The sequence below is a fragment of the Streptomyces sp. NPDC028419 genome, from assembly GCF_055565515.1.
In genome coordinates this window covers 170,042-185,710 of the sequence record NZ_JBVHUE010000018.1, presented here as the reverse complement: position 1 = coordinate 185,710, position 15,669 = coordinate 170,042, and the positions used below count along the sequence as shown (strand labels likewise).

Sequence of the window (15,669 nt, the reverse complement as noted above, 5' to 3'; positions counted from 1 at the left end):
GCAATGGGTTCCTAGACAGCTCCCACCACACCGGAGGTCTTCGTCATGTTCAAGACCTACCGAGTGTCAACAACGCTCGTGATCAATACACCTAGGGCCTGTTGCGAAAGTGGATCTTCCCTTGCGATGATCACGGTTTGGCGCGAGGGGATGGCGGACCGGCAATGAGGCATGAGCCGAAGGCGTGGTACAGCGCCAGAACCTTCTATAGATGGCTGACCTGGGAAAACCGTCCCTTCGAGGAACGTGTCGTGCTGTTCCGAGCGCGGTCCCTCGACGAGGCCATCGAACTGGCCGAGCGGGAGTCGGCCGAGTACGCCAGGGAGGGCGACCTCGAAGTCCTCGACATGGTGCAGGCATACCGGATCTCCGATGGCGACGAGGAGATGGGCGCGGGTACGGAGGTGTTCTCCAAACTGCATGCCCTCGACCTCCCAGCGAACGCGTTTCTCGACCGCTACGACTCAGGACCGGCGCACACGCAGATCAGTGAGTGATGTCGTTCGCAAGGTTCGGTCCGACAGCAGGGCGTGGACGTCGGCGCTCGACCATCCGCACCTTCACCGCCATGTCCGCTGCGGAAGTGGATCTCGACTTGCGATGATCATGGCGTGGCACGAGGGGATATGACGGATCGGCAGTGGGCTCGGCTGGAGCCGTTGCTGCCGGTGGGGAAGAAGCCGGGGAGGCCGCGGACGTGGACCCGTCGGCAGCTGATCGACAGGAGACGGTGGCGGACCCGGGCCAGCACGCCGTGGAGGGATGTCCCCGAGCGGTACGGCCCGTGGGGCCGAATCTATGATCTGTTCCGCAGGTGGCAGCGCAACGGCACATGGAAGCGGATCCTGGAGGAACTGCAGGTCCAGGCCGACGCGGAGGGTCTGATCAGCTGGGACGTGAGTGTGGACTCGACCGTCTGCCGCGCCCACCAGCACGCCGCTGGCGCACGTAAAAAAGGGATCTCCAACGCGAGCGCCCTGGCGGCGTGGACACCGAACCCAGCGACCACGGGCTCGGACGCTCGCGAGGCGGCCTGACCACGAAGATCCACCTCGCGGCGGAGCAGGGACAGAAGTCACCGGCACGACAGCCCTCAGTTTCAAGCCGTCCTCGAACGCATCCGGGTCCGCCGCGCCGGCCCGGGACGACCACGAACCACACCTGACAGGGTCCGCGCCGACAAAGCCTACGGCTCCCGCGCCAACCGCTCCTACCCGCGGCGACGCAAGGTCGCGTGCACCATCCCGGAGAAGGCCGACCAGGTCCGCAACCGCAAGAAGCTCGGCCCCCGTGGTGGCCGTCCGCCGACGTTCGACAAAGACGACTACAAGAGGCGGCACGCGGTGGAGTGCGGGATCAACCGGCTGAAACGGCACCGCGCAGTGGCCACGAGATACGACAAGCTGGCCGTGCGCTACGAAGCGACAGTGCTGGTCGCAGTCATCAACGAGTGGCTTTGACCAGCACTTTCACAACAGGCCCTAGCGCTGTGTCTGACACATGATCACGGGCTGGTTCGCGTGCGCCGGCGGCGTGCTGGTGGGCACGGTTGATCGTGGAGTCGACGGCGACGGTCCACGCCACCCGGCCCACGGCGTCGTCGCGGACCTGCACATGCTCCAACGGCCTTGCCCACGTGCCGTCCGCCTCCCAGCGGGCAAACCGCTCATAGACGGTCCGCTCGACCTACCACAAGATCAATTTTCAGACACAGGCCTTAGCATGGGCACGCCATCCCCCCGTGCCGTGCCCAGTCAACGGAAGACACCCATGCGCCTCCAGCGGATATCCGCCGCGACCGCGGCCCTCGCCGCGCTCACCACCCTCGCCACCGCCTGCGAGGACTCCCCCAAGTCGGGCCCGCCCGCCGCGAGCCCCTCCGCGAGCGCGCGGGGCGCCGCTTCCCCCGCGACCGCCGGCGCCGGCGCCGCGCCTGCCACGCTGGCCGGAGCGCAGGCCCACGTACAGCGGTACACGTCCTGCGAGAACCTCAGCACCGACCCGAACGACAGCCGGGTACCGCTGAGCGGGTTCATCGGCGCCGGGGACTGGGGCATCACGGAGCGCGGCGTCTGCACGGACAAGAAGGCGCGGGGCGAGATCGTCCTCTTCCTGACCCCCGACATGAAGGCCTTCCAGCAGGCCGCCAAGGACAACGCCGCGAAGCTGCTCGCCGAGGGCCGGGACGACACCGACCTCGCCAGCCGCACGGTCGTGGGCAAGACCTTCGCCCTGACCGCGCTCAAGACCGCCACCGCCGTGTCCCTGGTCGACCCGCCCAACTCCGACCTGCGCATCCTGAGCTGCAACCCCGACGTCTTCGTCCCGGAGGGGTTCAAGAAGGAGAAGGCCCTGGTCGAAGGCTGCTTCCTCACCGACTACGTCAACAGCCCCGACGGCCAGGGCAGCCCCCACCGCGGGGCGGTCCGCGACCCCTCCACCGAGGGAGCCGCGAAGGCGGGCCAGCCGTCCACCGGCAGCCTGGGCCTGCCGAGCGCCGGCAGCATCACCGAACTGAAGAAGCTCGTCAGCCCGCACACGGTCGACTGCACGAGCATGAAGGTCACCGACGAGCAGGTGCAGTCGATCGACTACATGCCGGTCGTCGACGGCCCGGCGAGCGCTTGGGGCGTCAAGCAGCGAGCGGTCTGCGGCCAGCTCGGCGGGGAGCTGCGCGCGCACAACCTGAACTGGCTGGACACCGTCTCCGACATGAAGACCCTCCAGACCAAGGCCAAGGCGGCGCAACGGGCCGACCTGAAGGACGACGGGCGCCTCAAGGCCACTGCGAGCAAGCTGCTGGTCGGCACGAACATCGCCGTGGAGACCAACAACGCGAACGTCCGCCGCGGGCTGTACCAGCTCCAGTTCCTGTACCTGAACTGCGAGACCGGCTTCACCGCGCCGTCCGGCTACCGGCTGGAGAAGGCCCAGGTCGAGGGCTGCGTCCTGACCAACTACGAGCGCACGAGCTGACACACGGCAGTCCGGGGCGTGCGCGGCGCGCCCTGGGGAGGCATCGACTGGGGTGTTCCGCCATACGCAGGTGGGCACCCGATCGAGATCGGGGGCCCGCCTGGTCGTTCTCTCCGCCCGGTCGTCATCTCCGCCCGCTGTTCACGCCCGGCGCAGTGCGGAGCGGCCCGCGTAGCGCGCCGAGGCGCCCAGTTCCTCCTCGATGCGGATGAGCTGGTTGTACTTCGCCGTGCGGTCGGAGCGGGAGAGCGAGCCGGTCTTGATCTGGCCGCAGCCGGTCGCCACCGCGAGGTCCGCGATGGTGGTGTCCTCCGTCTCGCCGGAGCGGTGCGACATCACGGCCGTCCAGCCCGCCCGGTGGGCGGTGGCCACGGTGGCCAGGGCCTCGGTCAGGGTGCCGATCTGATTGACCTTGATCAGGACCGAGTTGCCGGCTCCGGTGTCGATGCCCTCGCGCAGCAGCGTCTCGTTGGTGCAGAACAGGTCGTCGCCGGTGAGCTGGCAGCGGTCGCCGACACGGGCCGTCAGCTCGCGCCAGCCGTCCCAGTCGTTCTCCGCCATCGGGTCCTCGATGGAGAGGATCGGGTAGGAATCGATGAGCTTCACCAGGTAGTCGACGTTCTCGGACGAGGTGCGGCGCACCCCCTCGCCGGCGTAGTCGTACGCGCCGTCGCGGAAGAACTCCGAGGACGCCGGATCCATGATCAGACCGATGTCCGTGCCCGGGCGGTAGCCGGTGCGCTCGATGGCGGCCACCACGAAGTCGAGCGCTTCCTCGGCGGTGCGCAGCGCGGGGGCGAAGCCGCCCTCGTCGCCGACGCCCGTGGAGTGCCCGGCGGCCAGCAGGTCGCGGCGCAGGGTGTGGAAGACCTCGCTGCCCATGCGGACGGCTTCGGCGAAGGTGTCCGCGCCCACGGGCGCGATCATGAACTCCTGGAAGTCCAGGGGATTGTCGGCGTGGGCACCGCCGTTGACGATGTTCATCATCGGCAGCGGCAGCAGGTGGGCGTCGGCGCCGCCGAGGTAGCGGTACAGGGGCTGGCGGTGGGCCGCCGCGGCGGCCTTGGCCGCGGCGAGGGAGACGCCGAGGATCGCGTTGGCGCCGAGCCGGGCCTTGGTGGCGGTGCCGTCGAGGGCGACCAGTGCGGCGTCGAGGCCCGTCTGGTCCGCCGCGTCCCGCCCCCGTACGGAGGCCGCGATCTCCCCGTTGACGTGGGCCACCGCGCGGTCGACGCCCTTGCCGTGCCAGCGCGCGGCGTCCCCGTCGCGCAGCTCCACCGCCTCCCGGGCGCCGGTGGACGCACCGGAGGGGACGGCCGCGCGCCCCAGGGAGCCGTCCGTCAGGACGACGTCGACCTCGACCGTGGGGTTGCCCCGACTGTCGATGATCCGGCGGGCGGTGACGGTCTCGATGGTGGCGGTGACGGTCTCGATGGCGGCGTCGACTTCCTTCGCGGACATGGTGGTTCCTCCCCGTTGTCATGTGCCGGGGCCCCGGCTGCGACAGCGCTGGCGCTGGGCCCGACAGCACGGACAATACAGCAATGCTGTTTAGTTTTGCTGCACAGTTATGCTGTGCAGCATTGCTGTACAGATAGCGTGTGCGGCAGGGCTGACCAGCGCGGTAAGGTGCCTCATGCCCACCCCGGACGCCGCCGCCATCGCCACCGAACTGCGCACTGCGATGGGCAAGCTGACCCGACGCGTCAAACTCGAGGACCACATCCCGCTGGGTCAGGCCGCGGTGCTCGGCGCTCTCGACCGCAACGGCGCCATGACCACCAGCGACCTCGCCGCCGATCAGCGGGTGCGCCCGCAGTCGATGGCCCGCGCGGTGGGGCTGCTCATGGAGCAGGACCTGATCACACGGCGGGCCCACCCCACGGACGGCCGCAAATCACTCGTCGAACTGTCCGACGCGGGCCGGGCCGCGCTCGAAGCGGAGCGTGGCCGCAGGGCCGGTTGGCTCGCGCAGGCCATCGAGGCCGAACTCACGGCCGAGGAGCGGCTGCTGTTGGCGCGGAGCGCCACCTTGCTGGAGCGCATCGCGAGCCGCTAATGCTGTACCCGTTCGCGAGGACCACGTGTCGGATCGAAGGAGAGTGGCCGCATGCGCACCCTGACGTTCATCGTCGGCACGGGCCGCAGCGGGTCGACCGCGTTGTCCCACATCGTCAACGCGCATCCGGACGTGCTCAGCCTCAATGAGCTGCTGTCGTCGGTGCAGAGCCGCGGCTTCCCCGAGGGACTTCTCGGTGGCGGCGAGTTCTGGCGCCTGCTCGCCGAACCCAACGCCACCTTCGAGTCCATGATCCGCAGCGGCGTTCCCATGCCGGAATTCGTCTACACCCGCCGCCCGGGTCGGTTCGCGACAGGGACCACCGGCATCCCCGCCCTCTCGCTGATGGTGCTCCCCCACCTCACCGACGACCCCGACGGGCTGTTCGACGAGCTCGGGGAGCAGGTGCGCCGCTGGCCGGACCGCACGGCGGCGGGGCACTACGAGGCCCTCTTCGACCTGCTGTGCGCGCGGTTCGGGAGCACCGCGGTCGTCGAGCGGTCCGGCTATTCGTCGGACCGGGTACCGCTCCTGCGCAGGGTCTTCCCCCAGGCCCGTTTCGTCCACCTGTTCAGGGACGGGCCCGACTGCGCCCTGTCGATGAGCAGGCACACCGGCTACCGGCTGATCCTCCTCGTACGGGAGATCCTCGCGCGCACCGGTGCCGAACGGCCCGGTGACCTCACCCCGGACCAGATCCGATCGTTGCCGCCCGAGCTGTCGGCGCTGCTGGCCGACCGGTTCGACCCATCGCTGGTACTGGACAGCGATCTGCGATTGGCCCGGTTCGGCGCGCTGTGGTCCGAGCTCGTCGAGCGGGGCGTGCGGCATCTGGACGCCGTGCCCGCGTCCGTACGGACCACGCTCGCCTACGAGGACCTGCTCGACGCGCCCCGCGAAGAGTTGACGCGGCTGGCCCGCTTCATCGGCGTCGAGCCGCTCCCGCGATGGCTCGACGCCGGCAGCGCTCAGCTCGACGGCAGCCGCCGGGGCGCCTCCCTGCGGCTGCCGGAGGCCGAACTCGCCGCGCTGCGGGAGCACTGCGCTCCTGGTACGCGCGCCCTGGCCAGCGGTAGGGGCTGAGCGACCCCGCCGCCCGGAACCACGGACGGGCCCGACGACGTCCGGCAAGCGCGCAAGTCAGGAATGTCTTGTGCCGGTTGGCGGACCCGCGGGGGGTAGCGGACCTATGCTGCAGGCCGTCGGAACGCGAAGAGTGCAGGGGGGCGTCGTTGTGGAGGAGTACCGCGTCGAGTTGAACGGGGAACCGGAGTCCGTCGAGCGGGAGTTGAGGAGCCTGGCCCGGTGGCTGCGCGACGACGACGCGATCCGGAGCACGGCCCTGGTCAAGCTGACCCAGGCGCCGCCACGGCCCGGCGAGATGGGCGCTGCCTTCGACGTCGTCCAACTCGTGGTGGACAGCGCCTTCCAGCTGGGCAACCTCGCCCTCGCCTATGCGGCGTGGCGCGGCACCCGCCCCCGGTCGTCCGTCGTGACCGTCGAGCACCGCGGGCGTCGGGTCACCCTCGACACGGCCGATCCGGAAGAGATCGCGAGGATCCTGGAGGCGCTGGGCGAGGACGGAGCCTGATGCCGGAGGTGCCCGACCGGCTGGTGGGCAAGCTGTCGCGGGCCGTGCTGGTGGGTACCGCGCACTACACCCACCTACCCGCCCTGCCGGCGGTGGCGAACAACCTGCGCGGCCTCAACACGCTCGTCACCGGAGCGGCACACCTCGGTCTGCCCACGGAGCACTCCACGGTCATCCTCGATCCCCGGACCCCGAGCGAGGTGCTCAAACCACTGCGCCGGGCCGCGCAGGAGGCCACCGACACCCTGGTCCTGTACTACGCCGGACACGGCCTCCAGGACGAGGACGACCTCGACCTCCACCTCGGCCTGGTCCACTCCCACGTGGACTCGCCCGAGGACTCGTTGGCGTACTCGGCCGTCCGCAAGGCCGTGCTCAGGACCCGGGCCAGACGCCGGGTCGTCATCCTGGACAGCTGCTACAGCGGTCTGGCGATGGGGGCCATGTCCGACCCGGCGCAGGCGCTCGCCGGCCAAGCCGCGATCGAGGGCGTGTACCTGATGTGTTCCGCAGCCGCCACGGCCGCGGCCCTCGCCACACCCGGAGAGCCGTTCACGGCCTTCACCGAACAGCTCATCGCCGTATGGGAGTCCGGGATCGAGGACGGCCCCGAGTTCGTCACGCTGGACGGGGCGTTCAGCCACGTCCGAGCGCAACTCACCGCGCGGAAGCGGCCCGTTCCCCGGCGTCAGGTGCGGGAGTCGATCGGCGCCCTGGTACTGGCGCGCAACCCCCGCCACGTCCCGCCGTTCGCCTACCCCGGATCCGCCCCGGGCCACGGCTCCGGGTTCGGGACCGGGTTCGGGCCGGCGCCGCGCCAGAGCCGGGACGGATCGCTCGTCCTCGCCTCTCGCTACCGGATGGGGGCCCTGCTGGGGCTCGGCGGCATGGCCGAGGTCCGGGAGGCTCATGACGACCGGCTCGACCGGCCGGTGGCGGTCAAGCTGCTCCGTCAGGACCTCGCTCGCGACGCGGGCTTCCAAGACCGGTTCCGTCGGGAGGCGAGGTCCACCGCCTCGCTCAACCACCCCGCCATCGTGGCCGTGCACGACACCGGCGAGGAGGACATCGACGGGGTCCTCGTCCCCTACATCGTCATGGAGAAGGTCGCCGGGAAGACCCTCCGGCACTGGCTCGACTCCGGAGTCCGCTTCCCGCTCCGGGACGTTCTGCTCGCCGGTGCCGGGGTCCTCCACGCCCTGGACTACGCGCACGCGTGCGGGATCGTCCACCGGGACATCAAGCCCGCCAACATCATGGTCACGCTCACCGGTCAGATCAAGGTGATGGACTTCGGCATCGCCCAACTCCTCGGCGAGGCCAAGTCCCTGACGCAGGGTGCCACCGTGATCGGTACGGCTCAGTACCTCGCACCGGAGGCGATGCGGGGCGACCCCGTGGACGGCCGCGCCGACCTGTACTCCACCGGCTGCGTCCTGTACGAAATGCTGGCCGGACGGCCCCCGTTCACGGGACCGTCCCCCATCGGCATCGCACGGGCACACCAGCGGGATCAGCCGGAGCCGCCCTCGGCCCACGCCCCCGGCATCCCCGCGGAGGTGGACGCGCTGGTGCTGCGCGCCCTCGCCAAGTCGCCCGACGCCCGCTTCCGATGGGCGCAGGAGATGGCCGAGGCGCTGACCGAGCTGGTCGGGCGGTTGGAGCACCAGGCCGGTCAAGAGGCGGCCGGTGCCTGAACGGGCACCGGCTCCGGTACGGCTACGTGTGATCGACGAACCATGCCGTGCAGGTACTGGTGTTGGAGTCCTTGGGCATCATGCAGGCGCGTACGGCGTACGACTTGCCGGACTGCTGCAACCGGACGGTGGGGGTCTCGAGGTAGTTCCACGAGGCGTTCCACCAGGTGGCCTCGAACGGTCCGCACTGCTTCCAACCGCCGTTGGACTGAACCGTCGAGGTGGAGGGGTGCCCGGGGCTGGAGCCCATGGTGAACAGGTTGATGCTCCGGTCGATCCATACCTTGTCGTACCGCGCCACGTAGCCCTCGATCGCGGCCTTGGCGTACGCGTCGGTGGCCTTGGCGGTGTAGATCGTGACCTGGCGGTCGCCGGACGTCGCGTGCCCGGAGTCACCCACCACGTCGTTGTCCGACAGCCAGTCGCAGTTGTCCGCCGACGCGGCGCCCTGTGCCGGGGAGGCCCGCACGGGGGCGGCCTCCGCCGATCCGGCCAGCCCCATCGTCGACAGGACCACCACCGCGGCTACCACCGCTCCTCGCGAAACACGCATGATCTCCACCCCTCCGCTTCACCCGTCCGACTCCTTGAGCAACGCTCGACGGCAGCGTAGGGGGCGCCCTCCCGGCCGCCCAGAGGAACGACCCGCTCCTTTGTCACGATCAACCCCACATCCGGGCCCACGGGCTCCGGAACCGGCCGTCCGGCTACGGCACGAGCCCGTGAGCCGCGGAGGTGGGCTCGAACCGCGCGCTCGCGTCACCGCACAGGGCCTGCCCGTACAGCTCCTTCAGCGCTTCGTCGATGGGGTGGTGGTGCTCCGGCTCCCCCGGGGCGTCCGGCCGCTTCCAGCGCTGGAGGTTGACCGCGACGGACATCTGGCGCCTGCCGTCGTCCCTGGTCAGGGACATCGTTCCGGCCCCCCAGACCGAGCCGTCGTGGCCCCAGAAGGTGCCGCACCCCTGGATGTCGACCTTGTGCAGGCCGAGACCGTACTCGATCGTCGATCCGTCGAGGGCCACCACCGGGACCGTGCGCTGCATCTGCGCCAGTGACGACCGCTCGACGATCTTGCCGTCGAGCAGCATGCCGTAGAAGCGGTTGAGGTCCTCCATCGTCGATATCAGGGCGGCGCCCGTGCCGGTCCAGGACATGTCGTATTCGCTGTAGTCGCGCGGCGGGTCGATCAGGCCCCACAGGCACTCGTACATCCGCGCGTGCGGCCCCTCGACGCGCGTCCCGTTCGGGAAGCCGGTGTGGCGGAGTCCGGCGCGCTCGATGACGTGACGGGTGATGTGCTCCTCGGCCGGGGCACCGGTCACCCGCTCCAGGAGTTGGCCGAGGATCTGGTAGTTGGTGTTGGAGTACACCCCCGGCGTGGCTCCGGGTTCGCCCGCGGGAGGCGCGGCGAGGCCCATCTCGATCAGCTCGACCGGACGGAACCGCCGGAACCTGTTGTCGTCCAGGCTCTGGGGCGACATCCGCGCGAGGGAGGGGAACGCCGTACGGATGTAGTCGGGGATCCCGCTGGTGTGGTTGAGCAGCATCCGCACCGTGATCTTCATACCGCGCTCGCCGGGCACCAGCCGCGGCAGGTAGTCGCCGATCGACGCGTCGAGTCGGATCCTGCCCCGTTCGACCTGCCGCATGACCGCGGCGGCGGTGAAGGTCTTGGTGACGCTGGCGACGCGCTGGCGCATGTCAGGAGTGACGGGGCGACCGGTCGTGAGGTCGGCGACCCCGCAGGCCCCGCGCCAGGTGCCGCTGGCGTCGCGCACTTCGGCGTACACCCCCGGCACGCCGGCGCGCTGGACGGCGTCGAGGGCGGCCTGCAGCTCGGAGGAATCGAGGGCGTGCGCGGCGCCCGCCTCCGGGGCGGTGGTCGGCCGCGCCAGCGCGCGGCGCAGGGCCGCGCCCAGTTCGGCGTTCTGCCGCTGCGAGACGTCGGCGGACAGCAGCGCCTGCGATCCGTGGAAGGCACCGGGCCACTGGTGGAGTTCGACCGACACGCCCGCCTGCATCAGTCGCAGTGCGTACGCGATGCCCTCGTCGCGGTTCGGGCAGAACTCGGCGGTGGCGAGGTAGGCGGGCGGGAGCCCGGACAGGTCGGTGGCCCGTGCGGGGGCGGCGTACGCGGTTGCGGGCCGGGAGCCCAGGTAGTGCCGCCACGCCGTGGTGAGCTTGGCGCGGTCGAACCAGGGCGTGTCGGTGAAGTTCCGCGCCGACCACGTCTCCTGCCGGTCGTCGAGGCCCGGCTGGTTGAGCAGTTGGAAGTGGACCGCCGGCCCCTGTTCGTCGCGGGCCCGCAGCGCCAGTCCGGCCGCGAGGTTCCCGCCGGCGCTGTGTCCTCCGACCGCGATCCGCGCCGGGTCGATGCCCAGCTCGGACGCGTTCTCGCAGGCCCAGGTCAATACGGCGTACGCGTCGTCCAGGGCGGCCGGGAAGGGGTTCTCGGGTGCCAGGCGGTATCCGACCGAGATCACCACGGCGCCGGACAGGCCCGCGATCCTGGCGGCCCAGGGGTGCTCGGTGTCCAGGTCGCCGAAGACTCCGCCGCCGCCGTGCAGCCAGACGATGGCGCCCTGCCCCCGCGGTTGGTCCGGTTGGTCCGGTTGGTTTGGTTGGAGCGGTTGGAGCGGTTGGAGCGACTGGTGGGCCTGGTGCGGTCGATAGATCCGCACCGGGACGTCCGGGTCGGCGGTCACCGTGCGGTCCTCGACCTCCATTTGGGAGGTGTCGGGTGCCGGCGCCGCGGCGGCGCGCTCGGCGAACTGCCGGCGCGAGGTGACCGGGTCGTCGAGGTCGAGTTCGGGAAGGAAGGGGAGGAAGGCTTCGAGTTCGGGATCCATGACGACCATCCTCACGACGGGACACGGCGGGGTCACCCGCCATCCGTCGCGCATCCCGGCCCGATCGCGCGCCGTTCGGCGCGCCCCCGTCCTCCTATCCTTGTGCCATGGAGGCATTGGCCGTTCGGCTGTCAGGACTGGATCCGTACGTCGACGGCGCGATGCGCATCGTCGCGTTCTACGACACGTTGATGCGCCGACGCGTGGACCTCCCGGCGCTGGCCCGGGCCTCGGCGGGTCTGGCCGAGTGCGTCGCCGGGATACGGCTGCACGGCACCGGGCGGGTGACCCGCGCCTCCCCCGACGGCGGGCAGGCGCCCGCCGCGTCGCCCGCGCCCCCGTCCACCACCGTGGCGATCACCCTCGACGAGGAGGAGATCGGCACGGTGTGGCTGGAACGCCCCGGCCCGCCGAACCCCCTCGACGAGGTGCTCCTGGACCGGCTCGCGATCGCGGCCGCCGCCGTAGCCGAGCAGTACGGACCCGCCCGCACCACCATGGCCGACCCCGCCCTCGTCGAACTCGCGATCAGCGCCGACGTCGACGAGGCGGCCAGGGCGCGGGCGCTGCGCCTCCTCGGCTTCGCCGCCGGGCCGCCCGTCCGCGTCGTCGCCGTGAGATCCCGCGTCCCGCTCGACCGGCTCGGGACCTCGGTGGCCACGGCCGGCCCCGTGAAGGCGGCGCCCCTCGCCGGCGTGGGCGTCATCCTGGCCACCGCGGTCGACCCGGCCCGGTTCCCGGCCGACGCGCGCGCGGGCATCGGCTCCGCCCAGAGCACCGAACGCTCCTGGTGGCAGGCCCGCACCGCCCTCCGCTTCGCCGGCCCGCGCGAACCGGTCGTGCGCTACGCCGACTTGGGCTCATTGGCGCTCCTGGCCGAGATCCCGCGGGACGCCGCGCGCGCGAACCCCGACGTGGCCGCCATCATCCGGCTCTCCGGCAGTCCGGAGGACATGGAGACCCTGGACGCCTACTGCGCCACCGGCTCCCTGCGCCGGGCCGCGGACCTCCTCCACCTGCACCACAGCAGCGTCGCCCGCCGCCTCGACCAGCTCGCGAAGACCCTGGACATCCAACTCACCGCGCCCACGGGCCTGGTACGGGCCAGACTCGCCCTCACCGCCTGGCGGCTGCTGGGGGACTGACGGGGCTGCGGCCCGCATCGAGGATGGGCGGCCAGCATCGGCCCTTTAGGCTCAGAGGCATGACGACACCTCTGACCAGCACCGCCTTCGACTCGCTCCTGCTCGACGCCGTACCCGATCAGGAGGCGCTGCGCCGCGCCTACGAACTCCCGGGCGAGGCCGCCGTACGCAAGCAGATGACCGAACTCACCCCGCAGACGGCACGGTTGATCGGTTGCTCCTCGCTGGTCCTGGTGGCCAGCGCGGACGCCGAGGGCAACTGTGACGTCTCTCCGCGCGGCGGCCCCGCCGGGTTCGTCGCCGTCCTGGACTCACGGACGGTGGCGATACCGGACGCGACCGGCAACAAGCGGCTGGACACCTTGCAGAACGTCATCGCCACCGGCCGGGCCGGGCTGCTGTTCATCATCCCCGGACGCACCACGACGCTCCGGGTGAACGGCCGGGCCTGCGTATCCACCCGCCCTGAGCTGCTGTCGCGGCTCACCGCCGTGGGCAAGCCGCCGGCCAGTGCGCTGGTGGTGGGGATCGAGGAGGTCTACCCCCACTGTCCCAAGTCGCTGCTGCGCAGCTCGGCCTGGAAACCGCAGGAGTGGCTGGCGGCGGACGCCCAGCCGGCCTCGGCCGAGGTGACGCTGGCCCAGTTGCGGATGCCGGGGCTGACCATCGCCGCCATCGAGCAGGCGGAGGCGGACTCGCTGACGTACCGGTACGAGTGACGGGAAACGGCCGTGACGGGGAACGGCCGTGACAGGCAGGTGGTTGACTGCCTTCCCGTGACGGAACACCAGGAGGAGACCAGGACGGCCTACGACGGGGTCGTCGAGCTGTACGCGTCGATGTTCGCCGGCCGGTTGGAGGGGCAGCCCTTCTCGCGGAACATGATCGCCACCTTCGCCGAGTTGGTGCGCGGGACGGGGAACCCGCGGGTGGCCGATGTCGGCTGCGGGCCCGGACATCTCACGGCCATGCTGCACGACTTGGGACTGGACGCCTTCGGGCTCGATCTCTCCCCGGGCATGGTCGACCACGCCCGGCGGGCCCATCCGGCGCTGCGGTTCGACGAGGCGCGGATGGAGGCCCTCCCCGTCGAGGACGGCGCGCTGGGCGGTGTGCTGGCCCACTACTCGATGATCCACACCCCTCCCGCGGAACTCCCCGGGCCGCTCGCCGAGGTGGTGCGCGTCCTGGCACCGGGCGGCCTGCTCATGGTCTCGTTCTTCGCGACCGAAGGGCCCGATCCGGTCCGCTTCGACCACAAGGTGACGCCCGCCTACAGCTGGCCGGCGGACCGCTTCGCCGAGCTACTGGACCGGGCCGGGCTCGACGTCTTCGCCCGCCTGCTCCACGACCCGCGCTCCGAACGGGGCTTCCTGGACGCCCACTTGCTGGCCCGCCTTCGCTAGTGCCGTGACGCCTTCTCGGGCCGCCGGCCGTTCTCGGTCGTCCTTCGGCCCTTTGTCCGGCTCGGGGTTTGTGCGGTGCTATTCACTCGTTGGAGTGATCGGCGGGGAACGTCCCGATGGGCCGCGTTCGCGGGGTGAGCATATGTCCGGCACCTAGTCACCATCTCTCATCCCTCTTGCAGAAGGTGGGCACAGCCATGTCTGTCGACGGAATCCCGGAGACCCCGTTCGCGCTCGGCGCCGACGACCTCGTGAGGCTGGACGCGATCCAGGAGGCGCTGCTGGATCCATCACCGCGCCGGATCGGCCGGCTGGACCAGTGGGGGCTGGCCGACGAGTACGAGACCTACGCGGAGATCGCCCGGTACTCCGAGGTCGCGCTCACGATGTCGGACGGGACGGTCCTGGACGCGGCGCTGAGCGTCCCGCGCAACCTCGCCCCCGGACAGACCCGTCCGGCGGTCGTCCTGCCCGCCCCGCTGGTCAACATCGGGTACCGGGCCTACCTCGGCATGATCGCCCGCTGGGCGTTGGGCGGGTACGTCGTCCTCGCCTACAGCCAGCGCGGCCTCGCCAGGTCCACGGGCGAGATCCACGTCGCCGGTCCGCAGGACGTCGCCGACGCCGGCGAGGTCGTCGACTGGCTGCTCACGAACAGCGAGGTCGACCCCCAACGGATCGGCTTGTTCGGAGCCTCCTACGGCGCCGGCACGAGCCTGCTGGCGGCCGCGAACGACCCGCGGATCAAGGCCGTCGCGGGCACCAGCGTCTGGGCCGATCTGTTCGCCTCGCTGTATGAGAACGGCACGCGCCACCTCAAGGCGTTCGAGGCGCTCGTGCAGCTCTTCGGCGAGGACCGGTGCTCGCCCGAGTTCCGCGGGATCATCCAGAAGATCCGCGCCAACACCATCGACGACGAGGTCAAGGAGTTCGCCCGGGTCCGCTCGCCCAAGATCCACCTCAAGACGTACAACGACGCCGCGACGGCGGTGCTGTTGACCACCAGCTGGCACGAGACCATCTTCTCCGTGCCCGCCGTCATCGACTTCCACAACAGCCTGACAGGACCCAAGACGCTCCTCGTCCAGGTCGGCGACCACGGCAACCCCGAGCTGCCGGGCCTGGCCGGACTGTCCGCCAAGCCCACCGACATGGCCTACCGGTGGATGGACCACCACCTCGGCGGCAGCGCCGGCGACGGGGCGGAGCCGCGGTTCGACGTCCGGTCGGAGTACATGTTCAACCCCCTCTCCGACATCCGCCATTCCTCCTGGGCGGATTACGTCCTGCCGAAGAAGCGGCTGTACCTCGCCGACGCCGCCGGGCAGAACGATGGTCAGGGTGACGGGCAGTTGGTCGAGGACACACCGGCGGCGGGGTGGACCCGCTCGCTCAAGGCCACCGGCAAGGGCACCGACATCGTCGTCGCCCCCAAGCTCGTACAGACCGGCCTGGCCGAGCGCCTGGGCCTGCCCCACGTCTACCGGACCGCCGACATCGACCGCGGCCTGGCCGCCGTCTTCGCCACCGCGCCGCTGGAGGGCCCCGCGCGCGTACGGGGTGACCTGGAGCTGCGGGTGACCGTGAAGGCGCAGCGGGCGGACGCCACGATCGTCGCCTATCTGCTGGACCACAACCCCGCCACCGGCCGGGCCCACATCGTCACCCACGCCCCCTACACCTTCGCCTCCGAGGAGGCGGGCGAGGCGACCACCGTGACCTTCCCGCTCCAGCCCGCCGACTACGTCGTGGCGAAGGGACACCGGCTCCAGCTGGTCATCGACACCCACGACCCCTTCTTCGCCTACGAGAACACCATCACCCCGGTGTTCACCATCGACCTCACTTCCCCGGAAGGCGCCGAGTCCTACCTCGGCATCCCCCTCCACCCCATCGACTGACCTTCCATCGCCGGGCGCGCCCCGCCCGCGGCCCGAGTGCCGGGG

Annotated in this window: 12 protein-coding genes and 5 pseudogenes; 12 read left to right on the top strand and 5 right to left on the bottom strand. The window is 70.8% G+C overall.

Annotated features, from left to right (window positions below; all coding sequences use genetic code 11):
* Positions 1 to 164 precede the first annotated feature (164 nt).
* Complete coding sequence (locus ACZ4UB_RS22180; protein WP_406083476.1) at positions 165 to 497, top strand: DUF4288 domain-containing protein; 333 nt, start codon at positions 165 to 167, stop codon at positions 495 to 497.
* Positions 498 to 611: 114 nt separating this feature from the next.
* A pseudogene (locus ACZ4UB_RS22175) lies at positions 612 to 1,460 on the top strand (IS5 family transposase).
* A 55-nt stretch (positions 1,461 to 1,515) separates the two neighbouring features.
* On the opposite strand, the pseudogene ACZ4UB_RS22170 reads toward ACZ4UB_RS22175, so the two are convergent.
* Positions 1,516 to 1,680: pseudogene (locus ACZ4UB_RS22170) on the bottom strand (IS5/IS1182 family transposase); the annotation flags it as partial.
* A 90-nt stretch (positions 1,681 to 1,770) separates the two neighbouring features.
* On the opposite strand from ACZ4UB_RS22170, the gene ACZ4UB_RS22165 reads away from it, so the two are divergent.
* Positions 1,771 to 2,976: a hypothetical protein gene (locus ACZ4UB_RS22165; protein ID WP_468072447.1), complete on the top strand. Its 1,206-nt coding sequence runs from the start codon at positions 1,771 to 1,773 to the stop codon at positions 2,974 to 2,976.
* Positions 2,977 to 3,117: 141 nt separating this feature from the next.
* Here the strand turns inward: ACZ4UB_RS22165 and eno are convergent, their stop codons facing one another.
* Complete coding sequence (gene eno, locus ACZ4UB_RS22160; RefSeq protein WP_468072445.1) at positions 3,118 to 4,437, bottom strand: phosphopyruvate hydratase; 1,320 nt, start codon at positions 4,435 to 4,437, stop codon at positions 3,118 to 3,120.
* 175 nt (positions 4,438 to 4,612) lie between these two features.
* On the opposite strand from eno, the gene ACZ4UB_RS22155 reads away from it, so the two are divergent.
* The 5 genes and pseudogenes from ACZ4UB_RS22155 to ACZ4UB_RS22135 all read left to right on the top strand — a co-directional run.
* A complete protein-coding gene (locus ACZ4UB_RS22155; RefSeq protein WP_468072443.1) occupies positions 4,613 to 5,035 on the top strand; it encodes a MarR family winged helix-turn-helix transcriptional regulator in 423 nt (140 codons plus the stop codon).
* Positions 5,036 to 5,086: 51 nt separating this feature from the next.
* Positions 5,087 to 6,118, top strand: coding sequence for a sulfotransferase family protein (locus ACZ4UB_RS22150; RefSeq protein ID WP_468072441.1), 1,032 nt, complete (start codon positions 5,087 to 5,089; stop codon positions 6,116 to 6,118).
* Positions 6,119 to 6,269: 151 nt separating this feature from the next.
* Entirely contained in the window at positions 6,270 to 6,626 is a 357-nt protein-coding gene (locus ACZ4UB_RS22145) for an effector-associated constant component EACC1 (protein ID WP_468072439.1), read from the top strand.
* Positions 6,626 to 7,285 (top strand): annotated as a pseudogene (locus ACZ4UB_RS22140) (caspase family protein); the annotation flags it as partial. The gene ACZ4UB_RS22145 and the pseudogene ACZ4UB_RS22140, both read left to right, overlap by 1 nt.
* Before the next feature lie 201 nt (positions 7,286 to 7,486).
* Positions 7,487 to 8,254, top strand: a pseudogene (locus tag ACZ4UB_RS22135) (protein kinase domain-containing protein); the annotation flags it as partial.
* A 91-nt stretch (positions 8,255 to 8,345) separates the two neighbouring features.
* Here the strand turns inward: ACZ4UB_RS22135 and ACZ4UB_RS22130 are convergent.
* The 3 genes and pseudogenes from ACZ4UB_RS22130 to ACZ4UB_RS22120 form a co-directional block, all read right to left on the bottom strand.
* A complete protein-coding gene (locus ACZ4UB_RS22130; RefSeq protein ID WP_468072437.1) occupies positions 8,346 to 8,876 on the bottom strand; it encodes a hypothetical protein in 531 nt (176 codons plus the stop codon).
* A 154-nt stretch (positions 8,877 to 9,030) separates the two neighbouring features.
* Positions 9,031 to 10,158: a serine hydrolase domain-containing protein gene (locus tag ACZ4UB_RS22125; RefSeq protein WP_468072461.1), complete on the bottom strand. Its 1,128-nt coding sequence runs from the start codon at positions 10,156 to 10,158 to the stop codon at positions 9,031 to 9,033.
* A gap of 54 nt (positions 10,159 to 10,212) precedes the next feature.
* A pseudogene (locus tag ACZ4UB_RS22120) lies at positions 10,213 to 11,172 on the bottom strand (alpha/beta hydrolase); the annotation flags it as partial.
* 107 nt (positions 11,173 to 11,279) lie between these two features.
* Between ACZ4UB_RS22120 and ACZ4UB_RS22115 the strand changes: the two are divergent.
* The 4 genes from ACZ4UB_RS22115 (at position 11,280) to ACZ4UB_RS22100 (ending at position 15,624) form a co-directional block, all read left to right on the top strand.
* Positions 11,280 to 12,317 carry a helix-turn-helix domain-containing protein gene (locus ACZ4UB_RS22115; RefSeq protein WP_468072435.1) on the top strand — a complete coding sequence of 346 codons (1,038 nt, stop codon included), beginning with the start codon at positions 11,280 to 11,282 and terminating at the stop codon, positions 12,315 to 12,317.
* A 59-nt stretch (positions 12,318 to 12,376) separates the two neighbouring features.
* Positions 12,377 to 13,036: an MSMEG_1061 family FMN-dependent PPOX-type flavoprotein gene (locus ACZ4UB_RS22110; protein ID WP_468072433.1), complete on the top strand. Its 660-nt coding sequence runs from the start codon at positions 12,377 to 12,379 to the stop codon at positions 13,034 to 13,036.
* A gap of 57 nt (positions 13,037 to 13,093) precedes the next feature.
* Positions 13,094 to 13,723: a class I SAM-dependent methyltransferase gene (locus ACZ4UB_RS22105; RefSeq protein ID WP_468072431.1), complete on the top strand. Its 630-nt coding sequence runs from the start codon at positions 13,094 to 13,096 to the stop codon at positions 13,721 to 13,723.
* Positions 13,724 to 13,920: 197 nt separating this feature from the next.
* Positions 13,921 to 15,624: a CocE/NonD family hydrolase gene (locus tag ACZ4UB_RS22100; RefSeq protein WP_468072429.1), complete on the top strand. Its 1,704-nt coding sequence runs from the start codon at positions 13,921 to 13,923 to the stop codon at positions 15,622 to 15,624.
* Positions 15,625 to 15,669: the final 45 nt, after the last annotated feature.